The organism is Psychrobacter sp. JCM 18901 (assembly GCF_000586435.1).
Classification (GTDB): Bacteria; Pseudomonadota; Gammaproteobacteria; order Pseudomonadales; family Moraxellaceae; genus Psychrobacter.
In genome coordinates this window covers 1-15,995 of record NZ_BAWH01000025.1, presented here as the reverse complement: position 1 = coordinate 15,995, position 15,995 = coordinate 1, and the positions used below count along the sequence as shown (strand labels likewise).

The window sequence follows — 15,995 nt, the reverse complement described above, 5'->3', positions numbered from 1 at the left end:
AGTATTTGACTAAAATGTTTAATATATCTCTACACTGAATATTTACTGATTAACAAAGGCTCAAACAACAATGTCTGACGACAATAGTAAAAGTACGCAAGCGGAACGACTGGTACAGTTGCGCCGTGATAAAGGATTTACTGCTGAGCAGCTAGCGCAAGCCATGACAGCCGCTGGTGCAAAAGTGAGCCGTGGTGCTATTTCAAACTGGGAGCGCGGTACCAACGGCATTGTCTCATCCAAGCTGCCTACGCTCGCGCGTATTTTGGGCTGTAGTGAAGGCTACCTATTGCGCGGCGACCTCAATAATGAGGCTATTGATGCAGACGAGTCGACATCATCTGTAGAGCGCAGTAAACATCAAGAGCTAGATACGAGTTCACACGCCCAGTCAGGTATTAAGACAACTGATGCTCAGTCCACGCTAACTTCTACTGCTGGTAAAGACTCAAAAACCAATTCGACAACCAATCCGAAAAACGGTCACGCTATGAACACCATAAAAAAATCTGATAAATTACAAAACGTTTGCTATGACATTCGTGGTCCTCTCTTACAAACTGCCAATAAGATGGAAGCAGAAGGCAAACGCATATTAAAATTAAACGTGGGCAATCCAGCGCCTTTTGGTTTAGAAGCCCCGCATGAGATTTTGCGTGATGTCGCTATGAACTTATCTGAGGCGACTGGCTATTCAGACTCACAGGGGATTTTCTCAGCACGTAAAGCCATTTTGCAGTATTACCAGTCTAAAGGTTTGTTATCAGCCGTTGATGTGCGTGATGTGTATTTGGGCAATGGGGTTTCTGAGCTTATTGTCATGACCATGCAGGCATTGATGAACGATGGTGATGAAGTCCTCATTCCAATGCCAGACTACCCGCTTTGGACTGCCGCGGCCAACCTCGCTGGCGGTACTGCTGTGCACTATCGCTGTAATGAAGAAGACAACTGGCATCCTGATATTGAAGACATTAAGTCTAAAATCACGAGTAAAACAAAGGGCATCGTGGTTATTAACCCAAATAACCCGACAGGCTCACTTTATAGTGATGAGCTATTAAAGCAAATCATCGAAGTTGCTAAAGAGCATGATTTAATCATCATGGCTGATGAGATTTACGATCGTATTCTATATGATGATAATGTACATACCCCAATGAGCACCCTAACTGACGACGTGCTGGTGCTCTCTTACAATGGCTTGTCGAAGTCACATCGTATTGCAGGATTTCGCTCAGGTTGGATGATGGTATCGGGTCGTAAACAGCACGCAGCTGACTTTATTGAAGGCTTAGATATGCTCGCATCTATGCGTCTTTGCTCTAACGTGCAAGGACAGTATGCTATTCAAACCGCGATGGGTGGGCATCAGAGCATGCAAGACCTGACTTCTGAAAAAGGTCGCCTATATAAGCAACGTGAAATGCAGTCTCACGTCTTAATGCTATTAAAGGTATTTCTTGTACCATGCCTCAAGGCGCGTTTTACTGTTTTCCGAAAATGGATCCAGAGGTTTACCCTATCACCGATGATATGGATTTTATGATGGACTTGCTCGTTGAAGAAAACGTATTGATGGTTCAAGGTACTGGGTTTAACTGGGACAGACCTGACCATTTCCGTCTGGTGTTCTTACCTAACTTGCTTGACCTAGAAAATGCGATGGATAGATTGGACAGATTTTTTGCCAAAAAAACGTAAGCAGTTTGGTACCGAGTAAATTGTTATACATCATTAAAAAAACGCTTATCGGCATGATGCTGATAAGCGTTTTTTATTGCGTTGAACTTAGTTATTCAAACTCAATTATAATAATTCACTGATAAAAACAGCGCATTAAAAAAATGTTGCTCAATACTAGATAGCTGATAGCAGACATAGTAGCCGCTGCAGGCAGCGTCACAATCCAAGCCAAACCAATCGGTTTCATAAGCTTCCAGTTAGTATCTCTGTTGACGATACCGATACCCAGTACCGCGCCTACTAGCGTGTGAGTACTTGATACAGGTAGACCCATCGTCGATGCACCCATCACAACTGCTGCTGCTGCTAGCTCAGCTGAGAAGCCTGAAGCTGGATGCATTTTCGCTAGATTGGTACCAACGGTTTGAATCACTTCTTTACCAATGAACCAAAGACCAACGATTAATGCTACACCAAAAGTCAGCATGACAGCAGGTGGCACGGCAGCTTCAGTAGCGATACTGTTAGTACGAATCACATCCATGATAGCGGCAAAAGGACCAACCGCGTTGGCAATATCGTTTGAACCATGACTAAAGGCAAAAGCTGACGCGGTAAAGACCTGCATCCAGCTAAACATAATGAACGTCGCTTTGGTCAAATCTTCTTTATGCTTACCGCGGATACTCTTGGTATAGATATAAGTCGCTAACCATACTAGCGCCGCTATCATACCCATAATCAAGAAGCCCTGTAGTGTAGTCAGGCCACTATTAACATTTTTCAGACCTTTAAAGACGACTAGAGAAGTCATCACCGCACCACCTGCGGCAGCAATGATGGGTACCCATTGCTTAAGTGCTTTTAAAGTATCAAGGCTACTACGCTCATTCTCAATATCATAAAGCTTTTTGTAGTAATCAGTTTCTAGGTCTTCAACGTTACAATCATCATCTTTATATATTTCCTGATCACGTAACATCGCTGACGTATAAGCCAATTGCTCAGACTCTGTCAAACCATCCAAAAACTCTTTATGGTTTTGCTTTAAGACTTTTTTTATTGCCTTTTAACGTCGCAATATAAGCTTCGGTTTTATCATTATATTCAATGATGTTTTTCTTGATTTGTCCATATAAAAGATAAGACAACACGCCACCTAGTAGCGGTGACAGTACCCAAGAAATAGCGATAGTCCCAACCGTTCCCCAGTCTACCGTTGATAGCGCCATATCTGTACCACCTAACGTGATACCTAAAACAATAGAGCTACCAATCACACCGCCAATAATGGAGTGAGTGGTCGAAACAGGCAGACCTTTTTTTGGTCGCAAATAACAGCCAAAATGCTGCTGCAACCAATGCGGAGAGCATGACATAAATAAACTGATTGGGCGTCACTGATAGACCATCTAGATCGACGATGCCGCTTCGAATCGTATCAGTAACCTCCCCGCCTGCAAGGACTGCCCCCGATACTTCAAATATCGCGGCAATACCCAATGCTTGCGGGATAGTCAACGTCCCTGCACCCACCGAAGTACCAAATGAGTTGGCGACATCGTTACCACCGATATTGAATGCCATAAAGACACCAAAAGCGGTCGCCACGATGAATAGCGTCGTTTGCTGACGCATGGTGTAATCTAAACCCCACCACAAAAAGTAGGAAGTCATCGCAATCAGTAAAATGGCAAAAAAATAGATTTATTCTTATAGAGCAACTGGCTTGACTGACTCTGTAGAACTGCTGCTAATACCCATACGTTAGTACGTCCTGCGTAAGCTGATTAAAATTATATGAGGTTGATAATACTGCGCTGCTACTCACAGTGCTTGTCGCAGCATCTAATGAAGTAGCAATAGAAAATATATAACATGCGGTTAGAAGGTCTTAAACCGACTATAATGAAAGGAGAAGTACATCCTTCAACATGTCACAAAGCCGCAAGTAATGTTGCCAAATCGTCTGATTACAGCATCTTGCGGCTTATATATTTCTTAGCGATATTTGTGGTACTACTAACAGCTATTGTAACAATTTTTGTCGTAATTATTAAGTTATCTATACTAAATAACCAAAATACGTTGTTTGCTAAATTAAAATTATTATTTAGCAGAAGCTGTTTTGCGCTCTATTATATTAAATATGAGCACATAATGCATGATGATATTGCGAGATTTGTAACTGCGAGTGTATACGGACAAGACTACACTCTGTAAAAGACAGGATGGCTCGAATATGTTTTGAGCCATCTTACTTAGGAAATACAATTATATGAGCCTATAAGAGCCCTTAAACTTCAGGCATCTTTAACAACTACTTGCTTTTGGTGATTGCCGACAACTGCTCTATAGCATGATCTAACACATCTAAACGCGCCTGACGCTTTTCGTTGGTTGCAATAACACACCATGGCGCTGTCGTTGTATCCGTGCGTGCCAGCATATCTGCTGCAGACTGCACGTAGTCTGACCATTTATCACGGTTACGCCAGTCATCATCCGTTAGTTTAAATTGCTTATGCGGTGTTTCTTGACGATCTTCAAACCGTTTAAGCTGCTCTTTTTTATCAATCGCTAACCAATACTTGATAACCAACGTTCCTGCTGCTGCCAAGTCCGCCTCGAAACGGTTGATTTCATCATATGCTCGTTGCCATTCATTAGGAGATGCAAATCCTTCGATGCGCTCAACCAGCACACGCCCATACCAAGTGCGATCGAAAATAGCGATACGGCTAATACGACTGGTTTGCTCGTCAGGCAATCGCGTCCAGAATCGCCACAAGTAAGGATGCTGAGTCTCATACAACATCGGCGCGCCAATATTATAGATTTGATACTCGCGAGGATCTAGCGGTGCGACCAACCTCTTGATTGCACCGCCCTTTCCCGCAGCGTCCATCCCTTCAAAGGCAAACACCACATGCCGACCTTGACGGGCACGTAGCAACTCAGCAAGCCGCGCTTGCTTCTCTGCCAATGCCTCACGATAGTCGGACTTGCTGATTTTTTTATCTTTAATAGACGTCAGCTGCTTAGGTATCGGTACAGGTTCAAACTGTTTTTGTTTAGTATCTGAGTTAAGTTCCAATGTCTCGGACTGGGGAGCGTTTGCTGATATTTCATTATCATTGTCATCGCTATCTGTCTGACTACTCGCCAGCGCGGTTTGCATAGCGTGTAGCACCAAGTGACAAAAGTTATCAGCGGCCTCTAACTTATCGTCACCATCAATGATGACCCAATCATCCTGTTGACGCAGCAAGGTCGCAGCCACCTCATTAAACTTCTCGATGACTTGTTTGTTATTCCAGTCAATTTGATACAAAAACTGCGGATCTGCTTCATCATCCTTTAAGCGACTGTGCAACGTTTCGATATCAACATGAAACCAACATTTTAATAACTTGGTTTGATTGGCAATAAGATCCTTTTCAAATGCTTTTAGCGTGTCCAACTGCTGCTGTAGATAGTCTTGCCACTGAGCGATAGGAAGCGAATTTTTACCTTTTTGACCTTTATCATTTGATAATGCTTCAAGGTTCTCACTATCTGATGTCGCTAGTCGCATGACATTGTATAATAAATCAGCATACCAGTTGCCGAAATACACCATGACATCGCCATGGCGTGGCATGGCGCTAGTATGCGCTTGCCAAATGGGTTGATAGTTCAATGGCGAATGACCAATAGTTGCCTCAACTTTAAGCAGCCTTGGATCCACCCATTGCCTCAACTGTTTAACGGCGGTACCTTTACCCGCTTGCTCCATTCCATTAACTAGCACCAATAGACCTGTTGGCTTATTGAGGGTCGGCGGCGTTTGCTGGCGAGTGGCTTTTAAAGCATACTGAGCTGTTACCAATGCCAGTCTAAGCGAATCCTCATCCAGTGAAAACTGACTCAAAGGATTGGGCTTTAGACGCTGCTCCACAACTTGCTCGCTAAATTGTGTACTTACGCTTGTGGTGCTTTTGGTTCAGTAGTATCATTTTTTTGAGACATGATTACACTCGCTATTGTTATTGGGCTGCTTTACTAATGAATGACTTATGGGATAGCTCTCGATAAGATAACTCTCAACATTTTTATCTCATCGCTCATTTTCATCTCATTTAATCATAGCACTGCACCAATTGAGTAAATAATATTGCTGTGTAACAGATTGGTATTTGTATTCTTAATTATTTTCTTTTAAGGTGAACACAATTTTGGGTATAGGGTAGAACAGTTGTTGCAAGCCTTATAACCCTGAACCACCATATTTAAAACAACCATACTTAAATTTGATTACCCTATTTACTTCTACAGGATTCACTGCCATGACCGCTTTAGCTGATTTACAACAGCATTTGACACGTTTTTGGGCGATGCCTCATCACCAAGATGATGCATTAAACGCTAAGCTCAAAGAAGTACAATCATGGCAACAAGTACGTCTCCAACAGACGCATCGCGAGCTATTTGAACAACCCAAAAACCAGCTAATGGCAGATTACTTTCTCACCCAACTATATGGCGGCGAAGAATTCAAGTTATTGGCAGAGCAGTTAGCACGTATCCTGCCAAAAGCGAAAAAGCTAGAACGTCTTGCCAAAGAGTCAGCCCTAGAGGCTGGTAGTATGGGCATCCAAGCGGCGATTTTTGCCATTGAGCTAGATCTGCATTTAGCCCAGTGGTTACTCGCTCAGGATTTACCAGTGGATGAAGAGAATATGCTAACCGCCTATCGTACTGTTGATGAAGAAGACGAGCGCCGAGTTCAGATTGCTAATCTAAAAGACGTCTGTTATCGCACGGACAAACACCTAAATTCGTTTATGCTCAAAAAAGCCTTTGCACTAGCAAAAAGTACAGCCTATCGTCATGGCTACCAGCCGCTTTATGATTTTATTGATACAGCTTTAAGGCCATGAAACCTCTGAGTAGCGTCAGCGATTTTATTGAGCCGTTCTGCGAGCGTGAACTGTCCATTATCGATCAGGTTCATGATACGGATAATGGCAGTAAGCCGGTAGCGTTTGGTGTATCATAAACTCAATATGCTAAATGGCCAGTTGACGCTTACTATTTAACGACTTCCTCCGATAAAGACAATCATAAAAATAAATTCTAGGACAACATGATGACTGATAATGCAAAAGATAGCAGCGCTCCTTCTAATCAAGCCACAACGACTAATGGTCATTTGCAAGACAAACTGGTAAAAGACAGTATTGCTCATAATCAACAGATTAGCGCGCAGATATTACGTAATCAAACCACCAATGTCGTGCCGAGCAAGAATAACAGCGTTGCTAGTGATGACAATAGCGACTTTACTAAAGTTCAAGACCTACCTACTGGAACGCCGCAAGGCCAACAAACCACTATGCCAAACAACGACAAAACGACTCGCACAAATACTTCAGAGCAAACCATAAAACAAACGCTATTCAATCAGCGTGATGATATCAATAATCCGCACACGCCTGAAACAGATGGTAATGAGCAGACGCATTTTGGCTATAAGACCGTCAATAAAGCAGAAAAACAAGCACGTGTGGCTGACGTATTCACTTCTGTTGCCAAAAATATGACATCATGAATGATTTGATGTCATTTGGTATTCATCGTCTATGGAAGCGCTATGCGATTAGTCTATCAGGCGTGCGTGCTGGTCAGCATGTCCTTGATATCGCTGGTGGTACGGGCGATTTAGCCAAAGTATTTAGCCGTGAAGTCGGTAGAAATGGCCACGTAGTACTATCTGATATTAATGCTGCGATGTTAGAAGTGGGCCGTGAGCGCCTGATCAATGCTGGCTGTAACAACGTTGATTTTGTCTTGGCAAACGCTGAGACATTAGCGCCTTTTGATGACGAAAGCTTCGATTTAGTCACTATTAGCTTTGGTTTGCGTAACGTCACAGACAAAGATGCCGCGCTAAAGTCTATGTATCGCGTCCTAAAGCCAGGCGGTCGTCTATTGATTCTGGAGTTCTCAAAGCCCGTATTTGAGCCACTATCTAAGGCTTATGATTTGTATTCATTTACCGCACTGCCAGTAATGGGTAAGTTAATTGCTAATGATGCTGAAAGTTATCAGTACTTGGCTGAGTCAATTCGTATGCATCCTGATCAGCAGACACTTAAGCAGATGATGCAACAGGCTGGTTTTGAGAACTGTGACTATCATAACCTGACTGCTGGTATCGTGGCTGTCCATCGCGGCTTTAAAGCGTAACGCTAAATTACGATTGGCAAGACCATTACGTTTAGGAGACTATATTGAACCTAACACGAACATACCATGCGCTGATGCAGCTAATGCAAAGGCGCTCACTTACCGATGCGAGAGCCTTATGCTGACTGTCCTTCTATTAGCTGGTGCCGAGAAGCTAATTAATATTGCCATTGCTAGTGATGAGATTACCAAAGCAGGTTTAGCGCCGCTTGCAGGTAAGGTGTTACGACTTAATATGGGACTGCCTGAAATTCAGTTAGACATCTTGTTCACTCATGAGCGTTTGCGCTTTGAGCCGGTCACGACAGAGAGCATATTTGAGCCAAGTGGCCAAATGAGTGAGCGCCAAAAAGCCAGCATGGAACGCGCACGTTTTGGTCATAGTCGTCCAGACTGTACCATCACCGTAGACAATGCTGCTCAACTGCTCAATCTGATGCGTGGCGCTGAAGGCAACCTACCAATCGCTGGTGATTACAAAGTGCTAATGCAGCTCAAACAACTGGTTGCAGGGTTTGATCCTGACCTAGCTGGACAGCTTGAACCATTTATTGGTAAACCAATGGCTAGCCAGTTACATCTCCTTATCTCTCAGCTTAAAGGTAGCTGGCGTCATAGTGCCAAACGTGCTTTTGATGACGTTAGTGATTGGGCCAATGAAGTGGCTGGCAATAGCACACCTGACCCTATCGAGGTGACTGAAGTAAATGATCTTAAGCAACAACTGTTAAAATTACGTGCTGACGTCGAACGAGAAGAAGCCAAACTTGCTGCTATTAAAGAAGAGCAAGCGCAGTTTCTCAATAACTCGTTTCATCAATAGCCGATTGCATCGATCATAAATGAACGCTATTACCGATGGCACTATTTATGATTAAGCACAGCGCTTACCCCATTTTCGTCTTTGTTTAGAGTACCTAATCCCATGCTATTATCGCACCGCGCTCGTCTACTTGAGCTTTGGCGTATCGCCGCAATGTATCGCCTTGATACCCATTTTTCTATCGAGGAAGCACCGCAGCTGCAGCCTTTGGCGCGATTAATTCGCATGCATCCAGCAGCATGGGGCAAAAAGCACCAACCAAATGCGATTAAGTATGCGCTTGAAGATATGGGTACGCTGTTTTTGAAACTGGGCCAGTTACTCTCAACGCGTCGCGACTTGGTACCGCCTGAGATTATCGCTCAGTTGATTCAGTTGCAGGACAAAGTTAAGCCTTTTGACGCTGATATTGCTGTTGCTCAAATTCAGCATCCTAAACATGGTCTTGGTCAGTCTATTGAAACCTTGTTTGCCCGATTCGATATCAAACCGTTAGCGGCCGCTTCTATCGCCCAAGTTCATACGGCTGCCTACATGATGGGCGTGAAGTCGTGGTGAAAGTGGTTCGCCCCGATATTCGCACTGTGATTGTTTCTGACTTTGAACTACTACGGGAATTGGCAAGTTGGGCATCTGCACGAATTGAAGCAGCACGTGCCATTCATATCATTGATATTGTCGAAGACTATCGGCAAGTCATGCTCAATGAGCTTGATTTGACGCTTGAGGCTGATAATACTACTCAGATGCGCAACAACTTCTTGGGTTCAGCACTGATGTATGTGCCTGAAGTTTATGATGCTGCCAAAAACGTGATGGTCATGGAGCGTATCCAAGGTGTCCCTATCTCACAAGTTGAGATGTTTGATCAGTTAGGCTATGACCGTGCGGCGCTTGCAGAAAAAGGCTTAACGATATTTTTCACCCAAGTCTTCCGTGATAACTTCTTTCATGCTGATATGCATCCAGGCAATGTGTTTGTAGAGACGCCACCTGTGCAAACCTTACATGCAGGTATGGCAGCAGTTGATTTAGGTCATGAGCACGTTATATCGGGCTTGATTGCGCCATCATGGGCACTTTATCAAAAGACGATCAGCTCATCGTGGCGCGAATGCTGCTTGCCGTGATGAACAATAACTTTACCGCTGTGGTTGATATCGTCAGCCGTGCAGGTGGATACCACCAAATGCTGATAAACATGCCTGATGCGTGATATGAAACGTACCGTCGGCCCTATGCTACAAAAATCAATCGATGATATCGACTTTGCTGGCGTACTGATGCAGATTTTGGACATTGCGCGTAGACACCATATGAGTATCCCACCGCAGCTGATGCTTCTGCTAAAAACTTTGGTCCATGTAGAAGGGCTCGGTCGTGATTTATATCCTGATCTGGACATTTGGTCACTTGCCAAGCCAATTCTAAGCAGTTGGATTAAAGAGCAATTAGATCCTATGCGTAATCTACAGCAACTGCGTCAACAACTTCCTGAAATGCTCCTGTCTACCACCGATATTCCTAAACTATTAGATCAAGGACTACAAAGCCTTGCCTCACAGGGCTCTCGACAAGACAGTCAACTACGTGAAATACAACAAATTCGTGCTGACATGCTAAACGACCGTCGTCGTGATTGGTTGGCACTTGCAGGGTTTGCTATTTTTATTGCTATTGCTACGCAAGTTATCGGCTGGCTATCACCTATATTTTATATACTGGCTGTCTTGGTAGTAGTTTGGCGCACCCTAACTTAGTTACAATAGAACAAATGTCTGTCAATAAATCATATCAAATGGATATTGAATATGCTAAGTTAATGCTAAATATTCTCATTATCTATAGGAACACTCATGTCAGCGCTACCACTGTCACAGACCCATAACACTAGTAAACCAGACTATAGTGAGGCTATCACAGCTTTGCAGGAACGTTTTGGTAAACAACTGAGTGTGAACGCTACAGTTCGTGAGCAGCATGGCCATACCATGACGTGGTTAGCCAATCAGCCGCCAGATGCAGTATTAATAGTACAGGACAAACAGGAAGTAGCTGCGGCCGTTGAGATTTGCCATCAGCATCAAATGCCAGTGATTGCTTTTGGTATCGGCTCTTCTTTGGAAGGTCAATTAAATGCTCCCTATGGTGGACTGTGCATCGATATGCATGCGATGGATGCTATTTTACAAGTCAATAATGAAGATTTGACTGTTACCGTTCAGCCGGCGTGACGCGTGAGCAGCTAAACCATTATCTGCGCGATACAGGGCTGTTTTTTTTCCGATAGACCCCGGTGCTAATGCCAGTATTGGCGGCATGGTCGCCACTCGAGCCTCAGGTACTAATGCGGTGCGTTATGGCACTATGAAAGATGTGGTACTCGCACTAGAAGTAGTGACCGCAAATGGCTATATCGTACGAACAGGCACACGCGCGAAGAAGTCTGCGGCCGGTTATGATTTGACGCGCTTTATGATAGGCTCAGAAGGTACACTTGGTATTGTCACTGAAGTCACGCTAAAACTATTTGGTATTAGCGAGTGTATAGGCAGCGGCATTTGTCATTTTTCAACCATCGAAGATGCTTGCCAGGCCGTAATGCTAACGATTCAAATGTGCTTACCTATTGCTCGTATCGAGCTGCTTGATGCAATGCAAATCAAAGCATGTAATCAATATGCCAATCTCGATCTAACCGAAACGCCTACGCTATTTGTCGAATTTCATGGTACAGAGGCAAGCGTTGCTGAACAGGCGCAAATGTTTGCTGATATTATCGAAGAGTTTGATGGTCGTGATTTTGCTTGGGATACCAATGAAGCTGAGCGTAAACGTCTCTGGCAGGCAAGACACAATGCTTATCATGCTAGCTGTGCGTTACGTCCTGAGACAAGCGCCCTATCGACTGACGCTTGCGTACCTATTTCGCGCTTGGCAGAATGTGTCAGCGCCACTGCAAAAGATATTGAAGCATCAGGGATGATTGGACCAATTGTAGGTCATGTAGGCGACGGTAACTTTCATGTTTTATTATTGGTCGATACCAATAATCCTGAAGAGGTAGCTACTGCTGAGGGTATTATCGGTCGTCTCGCCACGCGGGCCATCGAGATGATGGTACTTTTACGGGTGAACACGGGATCGGACAAGGCAAACAAAAATATATGCAGCAAGAACATGGTAATGCGCTGATACTTATGGAGGCTATCAAGGCAGCCCTCGATCCTAAAAACATCCTTAATCCAGGGAAAATATGGCCTGAGGCTTTATCTGCTTCCTAATACTATTATAAAGACTAAGACCATACTAAAACCAAAGCAATAGCCAAAAAAATGCGCCTACTTCTAATCAAAAGCAGGCGCATTTTTTATTAAATACTAATTATTATAACATCTGATCAATTGCCATCTGTGTCAGTACGCGACCACGAGCAGTACGCAGAACATAACCTTGTTGAATCAGATATGGCTCAATCACATCTTCGAGTGTACCACGGTCTTCAGCCATCGCTGCTGCTACCGCTTCAACACCAGCAGGACCACCGTCAAAGCGCTCGTGCAATATTTCGATATAGCGTCTGTCTAAATGATCAAGACCGCGTCTATCCACTGCCAACATATCTAGCGCGCTACCTGCAATCGCGCCATTAATACTACCGTCGCCTCTTACCTCGGCATAGTCACGCACACGGCGTAATAGGCGGTTAGCAATCCTTGGTGTACCACGTGCACGGCGCGCAATCTCTACAGCGCCATCTTCACTCATTGGTACGCGCATTAGACGTGCTGCACGACTGACAATCGTCGTTAGATCAGCGATATTATAAAATTCGAGTCGCTGTACAATTCCAAAACGGTCACGTAGTGGTGAGGTTAGCAGTCCTGCCCTAGTGGTTGCTGCTACCAAGGTAAATGGTGGCAGATCAAGCTTGATAGAACGCGCAGCAGGCCCTTCACCAATCATAATGTCCAACTGGAAATCTTCCATTGCTGGATAAAGTATCTCTTCAATAACCGAGCTCAGACGGTGAATTTCATCAATAAACAGCACGTCACCCGCTTCTAGATTGGTCAGCATGGCCGCCAAATCTCCTGGGCGCTCAAGCACAGGCCCTGAAGTAGAACGCAAATTGCCACCCATTTCACGAGCAATAATATTGGCGAGGGTCGTCTTGCCCAGACCCGGTGGACCAAATATAAGTGTGTGATCTAGCGCTTCGTCACGGCCACGAGCAGCACCGATGAAGACTTCCATCTGCTCACGTACCACCGGCTGACCAATATACTCAGCCAATAATGCTGGTCGGATATTGGCATCAGGAGCGTCACTTGCGCCTTCTAGCGGATTAATTAAACGATCTTGCGTCATAGAATTTATCATTATATTAAAAAATTAGTTAACAAATAGCATAACCAAACGCTGCGCATAAGTCATGCAAAACCTCATTAAGCGAGCACTAAAACGAAAATAAGCGACATTCAATGTCGCTTATTAATTTAATACATTATGTGGTTGTCATCGATAGACGGCTAATTAATATGAATTAAAAGCCAGATAATTGCTGTAAAGTAGCTTTTAATAAGCCTTGAGTATCAGCAAAAGTATCTCCTTTACTCTTAGCAGCTTTAATCGCTAGCTGAGCTTCTTTTTCTTTGTAGCCCAAGCTAATCAACGCGCCTTCCACTTCAGCGATGATACTGCCTTCGTGAGAATCGTAGTTTCCTGTGGTGTCAATTCAAACGCACCATTATCAACGTCGATATTCTTTAACTTGTCTTTTAGCTCAATTAATAAGCGTTGCGCCGTCTTTTTACCGATGCCTGGGATACGAGTCAATGCTGTCTCCGACTCTTGCTCGACGTGCATCTTTAGCTCAGCTGCTGACATTGCAGACAGCATAGCCAAGGCCATTTTTGCCCCAACCCCGTTAATTTTAATTAACTGGCGAAAAACATCACGCTCTTTTCGATCGATGAAGCCATATAGCAATTGGGCATCTTCGCGAACATGGAAATGTGTCCAAATGCTAGCTTGTTCATTAAGCTGTAACTGACAGAATGAAGGCAATGGCAGTTCGATATCATAACCCACCCCAGAGGTCGTCATGATACAAGCCGTCGGTGCCATCAAGTACTGCACCTGTCCGGTAATCAATCCAATCATTATTTACGACCTCTTATGTGGCATATTATAAAATCAGCTGCTACTTCATGATTAACAACTACGTTCTACAACACAGTCTTATTGGTAAAAGTTCACCATACCTTCAAGACTGGTTGGGCGAATTTTATGTGCTTGACCTGCAGAGCCGAACGCTTCAAAACGATTGGTACAGATATCTGACATCGCTACCATAGACGCTTTGAAATATTTGCGTGGATCAAATTCACTTGGATTTTTTTGCAAGGAATTCGCGGATAGCACCGGTTGATGCCAGACGTAAATCCGTATCGATGTTTACTTTGCGTACGCCATGTTTGATCGCTTCAACGATTTGCTCAACTGGCACGCCATAAGTTTCTCCGATATCACCGCCATTTTCATTAATAACTTTTAGCCATTCTTGTGGCACTGATGAAGAACCATGCATGACCAAATGCGTGTTAGGAATACGGGCATGAATCTCTTTTACGCGCTCAATAGACAAAATGTCGCCTGTCGGTGGACGTGTGAACTTATAGGCACCATGCTAGTACCGATAGCAATCGCTAACGCATCGACATTGGTATCTTTTACAAACTGCTCAGCTTCATCAGCACTGGTCAAAAGCTGCTCATGATCCAATACGCCTTCAGCGCCAGAACCATCTTCTTCACCAGCCATACCAGTTTCAAGACTACCTAGGCAACCGATTTCGCCTTCTACAGAGACACCGCAAGCATGAGCCATCTTAACAACTTCGCGCGTGACGCTAGCATTGTAATCGTAGTCCATTGGCGTTTTGCCATCTTCACCAAGTGAGCCGTCCATCATCACTGATGAGAAACCTAATTGAATTGAGCGTTGGCAGATAGCTGGTGACATGCCATGATCCTGATGCATCACTACTGGAATATGCGGCCATTCTTCGATCGCAGCGATAATCAAATGACGTAAAAATGCTGACCCTGCATAGTTACGTGCGCCTGCACTGGCTTGGACAATAACAGGTGAATCACAAGCATCCGCAGCCATCATGATTGCACGCATTTGCTCTAAGTTATTGACGTTAAAGGCAGGAACACCATAGCTGTGTTCAGCGGCATGATCTAGAAGTTGACGTAAGGATATTAGGGCCATAAGACGCTCTCTGATTAGATTTTGAATAGTATTTTAAAAAAACAGCTTGATAGCAATCATTTCACTGTATATTCGACCATACTGACCGTATATAGGTTAGTAAAAGTCTGAATGGTATTAGATATGATTACCACGCGGTGATTATAGCAAAAATTGTTCTGTCTTCGTAGCGGTTGACCGACTATTTGTCAGTCTATACCGTCTCTTGATATCAGTTTGACTTTTATAAACTGTTACTTTGTAAACTGTCACAATGGCATACAACGCAAAAAGCTTGGCAATCACCAAGGCTTTTCTAGTATTTTGAGGCTTATAAAGCAATGACCATTTTTAGATATTATTTACCAATGATTATCTATCAATCGATAGCGTCCTAGCAAATCAGTCATTATAGTGCTTAGTTAATAGTACTTAGTTATCGCGTAGCTTAGTACTGTTGCTCTGCATCAACTGCAACATCATTTGCACCATCAGCGACAGCGTTAGCGCCATCAGCAACAGCTTCAGCAGTATTTTCAACCGCTGTGTTAGTGCTTTCAGCAATAGCATCGCCAGTGTTTTCTAGAGCGTCTGTCGCAGCTGCACCAGCAGTGTCAGCGCCTTCGGCAACTTCAGCACCAGCGTCTTGAGCAGCAGCTTCAGCTTCAGCAGCAGCAGCTTCTGTTTCAGCGGCAGCAGCATCAACATTCGCAGCAGCATCATCGCCAGCAGATTCAACAGCAGCTTCAGTGTTTTCTTCTGTTTGTTGGCTACATGCAGTGATTGCAAAGGTACCAGCAAGTACGCTAGCAAGTAATAAATGACGTTTTAACATAATAAACCTCTCGTAAATAATGCATGTCAAAATACATGGTCGCGCTATTTTATAGAGTGCGAATCAGACATGCAATAATAATTTTCAGTATATAAATAAATAATGACTGCTTAATAATAATCGATGGCTATTGCGCTTACTTATGTCAATAAAAACAAG

The 15,995-nt window shown here is 43.8% G+C and carries 8 protein-coding genes and 6 pseudogenes; 8 read left to right on the top strand and 6 right to left on the bottom strand.

What is annotated here, in order from left to right:
* The first annotated feature begins 70 nt into the window (after nucleotides 1–70).
* Together TT11_RS14785 and TT11_RS17515 are read left to right on the top strand one after the other, a co-directional pair.
* Nucleotides 71–1,549, top strand: coding sequence for an aminotransferase class I/II-fold pyridoxal phosphate-dependent enzyme (locus tag TT11_RS14785; RefSeq protein ID WP_370587871.1), 1,479 nt, complete (start codon nucleotides 71–73; stop codon nucleotides 1,547–1,549).
* Nucleotides 1,471–1,704, top strand: a complete 234-nt coding sequence (locus TT11_RS17515) for an aminotransferase class I/II-fold pyridoxal phosphate-dependent enzyme (RefSeq protein ID WP_370587870.1) — start codon at nucleotides 1,471–1,473, stop codon at nucleotides 1,702–1,704. Before TT11_RS14785 ends, TT11_RS17515 begins: the two co-directional genes overlap by 79 nt.
* Before the next feature lie 115 nt (nucleotides 1,705–1,819).
* Here the strand turns inward: TT11_RS17515 and TT11_RS17510 are convergent.
* Together TT11_RS17510 and TT11_RS14765 are read right to left on the bottom strand one after the other, a co-directional pair.
* Nucleotides 1,820–3,387 (bottom strand): annotated as a pseudogene (locus TT11_RS17510) (inorganic phosphate transporter); the annotation flags it as partial.
* 619 nt (nucleotides 3,388–4,006) lie between these two features.
* Complete coding sequence (locus tag TT11_RS14765; protein ID WP_370587869.1) at nucleotides 4,007–5,599, bottom strand: ATPase; 1,593 nt, start codon at nucleotides 5,597–5,599, stop codon at nucleotides 4,007–4,009.
* A 415-nt stretch (nucleotides 5,600–6,014) separates the two neighbouring features.
* Here TT11_RS14765 and TT11_RS14760 point away from each other — a divergent pair, with 415 nt between their 5' ends.
* From TT11_RS14760 to TT11_RS17500, 6 genes and pseudogenes are all read left to right on the top strand, one after another.
* Nucleotides 6,015–6,608 carry a hypothetical protein gene (locus TT11_RS14760; protein ID WP_370587868.1) on the top strand — a complete coding sequence of 198 codons (594 nt, stop codon included), beginning with the start codon at nucleotides 6,015–6,017 and terminating at the stop codon, nucleotides 6,606–6,608.
* Entirely contained in the window at nucleotides 6,605–6,727 is a 123-nt protein-coding gene (locus tag TT11_RS17505) for a hypothetical protein (protein WP_370587867.1), read from the top strand. Before TT11_RS14760 ends, TT11_RS17505 begins: the two co-directional genes overlap by 4 nt.
* Before the next feature lie 90 nt (nucleotides 6,728–6,817).
* A pseudogene (gene ubiE, locus TT11_RS14755) lies at nucleotides 6,818–7,917 on the top strand (bifunctional demethylmenaquinone methyltransferase/2-methoxy-6-polyprenyl-1,4-benzoquinol methylase UbiE).
* 118 nt (nucleotides 7,918–8,035) lie between these two features.
* Nucleotides 8,036–8,740, top strand: a complete 705-nt coding sequence (locus TT11_RS14750) for an SCP2 domain-containing protein (RefSeq protein WP_261870988.1) — start codon at nucleotides 8,036–8,038, stop codon at nucleotides 8,738–8,740.
* A 102-nt stretch (nucleotides 8,741–8,842) separates the two neighbouring features.
* Nucleotides 8,843–10,500 (top strand): annotated as a pseudogene (locus TT11_RS14745) (ABC1 kinase family protein).
* A 96-nt stretch (nucleotides 10,501–10,596) separates the two neighbouring features.
* Nucleotides 10,597–12,024 (top strand): annotated as a pseudogene (locus tag TT11_RS17500) (FAD-binding oxidoreductase).
* 103 nt (nucleotides 12,025–12,127) lie between these two features.
* Here the strand turns inward: TT11_RS17500 and ruvB are convergent.
* The 4 genes and pseudogenes from ruvB to TT11_RS14710 all read right to left on the bottom strand — a co-directional run bounded on the left by ruvB (nucleotide 12,128) and on the right by TT11_RS14710 (nucleotide 15,836).
* Nucleotides 12,128–13,111, bottom strand: coding sequence for a Holliday junction branch migration DNA helicase RuvB (gene ruvB / locus TT11_RS14725; protein WP_057760949.1), 984 nt, complete (start codon nucleotides 13,109–13,111; stop codon nucleotides 12,128–12,130).
* A gap of 175 nt (nucleotides 13,112–13,286) precedes the next feature.
* Nucleotides 13,287–13,906: pseudogene (gene ruvA, locus TT11_RS14720) on the bottom strand (Holliday junction branch migration protein RuvA).
* Between the two features lie 78 nt (nucleotides 13,907–13,984).
* Nucleotides 13,985–15,022 (bottom strand): annotated as a pseudogene (fba, locus tag TT11_RS14715) (class II fructose-bisphosphate aldolase).
* A 427-nt stretch (nucleotides 15,023–15,449) separates the two neighbouring features.
* A complete protein-coding gene (locus TT11_RS14710) occupies nucleotides 15,450–15,836 on the bottom strand; it encodes a hypothetical protein (RefSeq protein WP_261870984.1) in 387 nt (128 codons plus the stop codon).
* Nucleotides 15,837–15,995 lie beyond the last annotated feature (159 nt).

What these genes read in the sequence shown, in the direction of transcription:
- TT11_RS14760 (WP_370587868.1), top strand. Translation starts at nt 6,015, where the DNA reads ATGACCGCTTTAGCTGATTTACAACAGCATTTGACACGTTTTTGGGCG.
- TT11_RS17515 (WP_370587870.1), top strand. Translation starts at nt 1,471, where the DNA reads ATGCCTCAAGGCGCGTTTTACTGTTTTCCGAAAATGGATCCAGAGGTT.
- TT11_RS14750 (WP_261870988.1), top strand. Translation starts at nt 8,036, where the DNA reads ATGCTGACTGTCCTTCTATTAGCTGGTGCCGAGAAGCTAATTAATATT.
- TT11_RS17505 (WP_370587867.1), top strand. Translation starts at nt 6,605, where the DNA reads ATGAAACCTCTGAGTAGCGTCAGCGATTTTATTGAGCCGTTCTGCGAG.
- TT11_RS14785 (WP_370587871.1), top strand. Translation starts at nt 71, where the DNA reads ATGTCTGACGACAATAGTAAAAGTACGCAAGCGGAACGACTGGTACAG.
- ruvB (WP_057760949.1), bottom strand. Translation starts at nt 13,111, where the DNA reads ATGACGCAAGATCGTTTAATTAATCCGCTAGAAGGCGCAAGTGACGCT.
- TT11_RS14710 (WP_261870984.1), bottom strand. Translation starts at nt 15,836, where the DNA reads ATGTTAAAACGTCATTTATTACTTGCTAGCGTACTTGCTGGTACCTTT.